This is a genomic window from Mycobacteriales bacterium, assembly GCA_036497565.1.
Classification (GTDB): Bacteria; Actinomycetota; Actinomycetes; order Mycobacteriales; family QHCD01; genus DASXJE01.
This window is the reverse complement of sequence record DASXJE010000205.1, coordinates 1-1,813: the sequence shown is the minus strand read 5'-3', so window position 1 is coordinate 1,813 and position 1,813 is coordinate 1. Positions and strand designations below refer to the sequence as shown.

3 protein-coding genes are annotated in these 1,813 nt (G+C 69.1%); 2 read left to right on the top strand and 1 reads right to left on the bottom strand.

Features of this window, described 5'->3' with window-relative positions:
• Both VGH85_16780 and VGH85_16775 read left to right on the top strand, forming a co-directional pair.
• Positions 1-286: DUF1330 domain-containing protein (locus tag VGH85_16780; protein ID HEY2175463.1), on the top strand; the 286-nt coding region annotated here is incomplete at its 5' end.
• Positions 287-410: 124 nt separating this feature from the next.
• On the top strand, positions 411-1,286 hold the full coding sequence (locus VGH85_16775; protein ID HEY2175462.1) for a hypothetical protein: 876 nt from the start codon (positions 411-413) through the stop codon (positions 1,284-1,286).
• 8 nt (positions 1,287-1,294) lie between these two features.
• Here the strand turns inward: VGH85_16775 and VGH85_16770 are convergent.
• A partial coding sequence (locus VGH85_16770; protein ID HEY2175461.1) for a M1 family aminopeptidase occupies positions 1,295-1,813 on the bottom strand: 519 nt, incomplete at its 5' end.

Genomic DNA, 1,813 nt, shown 5'->3' with positions numbered 1-1,813 from the left:
GGCCTACTGGATCAACACGTTCACGACGATCAAGGACAACGACAAGCTCGCCGCCTACATCGAGCTCGCCGGCCCGGCCATGCGGGCCGCCGGCGGACGCTTCCTGGCCCGCGGCAACCCGGCGCACGCCTTCGAATCGGGCACCACCGAACGGACGACGCTGATCGAGTTCCCCAGCGTCGACGAGGCGGTCGCCGCCTACCGCAGCCCGGCCTACCAGGAAGCCCTCGCGGCGCTCGGAGACGGAGCCGAGCGCGAGATCCGGATCATCGAAGCGGTCTCCTAGCCCGGATACCGCATCCCCCGCGTGCACTGAACGGGTATCAGCGTCGGGACTCAACCCTCCTTTCAGTATGGCTGCGGCGCGCCGGGCCATCGGCGGCCGAGCCGCATGTGAGGGAGGGATCCCTATGCGGATCCGGACGATGTTGGCCGCACTCATGGCGATTTGCGGAGCCGGCGTATTTCTCGCCGCGGCTCCGGCGAGCGCGTTCGATTCAGCGAGCTTTCAGACGATCTACCGCCACTACGACGGCAGCGTCGGCAGTCCGGCCGGCGGCTTCGCCACCTGTCCGACCGGGACGAAAGCGGTGTCGGCCGGCGGCAGCAATGCCGTGCTTTCCGACCTGACCCTCAGCCTCGATGGCCTCAGCGCCTACTCCATCGGAACTCCGATCGGGGCGGGGGCGCCGTACACCGTGGTCCAGGCGACCTGCGTGCCGGCCGGACAGGTCAGCCATGCGACCCTCGTCCATGTCGCGATCCCGGCGGCCCCAGGCAACATCTTCCGCGCCAACCTCTCCTGTCCACCGGGGACATCGGCCTTCGGCGGCGGCGGGTACTTCACCGCGGCCGACGGGTCCCTCTCACCGGGTGCCCGGCTGTACGCCGACGCCCCCACTGCTGACGGTAGAAGCTGGCTGTTCCGGGCGAAGGGCCTGTCGGCCAGTCAGATCGTCCACGCGACGGTTCGATGCGTCCCTCCGGTCGCGCCTCCGCTTGGCCACTTCTATTCGGTCGTGACCGTGTCCAAGAACGTCGCGTTCTCAGCCAGCGGCACCAGCGGCACCGCGGTTTGCCCGACCGGCGCGAAGCCGGTCTCCGGTGGCGCCTGGTGGACGACGTCCTCCGGGGCGATCGACGAGCTCGCCTCCCTGACCTCGTCGGAGTCGATCCACGGCCCCGACGCGTGGCAGGGAGTCGGCGTCGGACACAACGGCGACACCCTGCACGTGATCGCGCGGTGCGCGAACACGATGACGGTCGTCGTCATCGGGCACCTCTGACCGTTCGATCAGGTCAGCGGCTTGCCCTGCCGGTAGAGCCAGTTGTGGAAGAAGGGCGTCAGGTTGCGGTGCGAGACCCGCTCGGCGAAGGCGACGAACTGCCCGACCTGCGCGTTGCCGTAGCGGTGCGCCACGAGCCACCCCCGCATGATGCGGAAGAAGGTATGGTCACCGACCTTCTCCCGCAGGGTCTGCAAGGTCCCGGCGCCGCGCTCGTAGACCGAGTTGGAGAAGATCTGATCGGCGGCGCCGGGGTTGGCCGGCGGCGGGTTCCACACGGAACTGCTGGCCGGCTCCGCAAGCAGCTTCTTCAGGTGCTCGGCACCGGTCGTCCCACCGGTGTGCTCGTCCCACAGCCAGGACGAGAACTCGGCGAAGCCCTCGTTGAGCCAGATGTCGCGCCACCGGGCGAGGGTGACGTCGTCGCCGTACCACTGATGGGCCAGCTCGTGGGCCAGGGTGAGCTCGTCGGGCGCGGAGTCGAACACCGGACGGGTGGCGGTCTCCAGGGCGTAGCCGACGTTCGG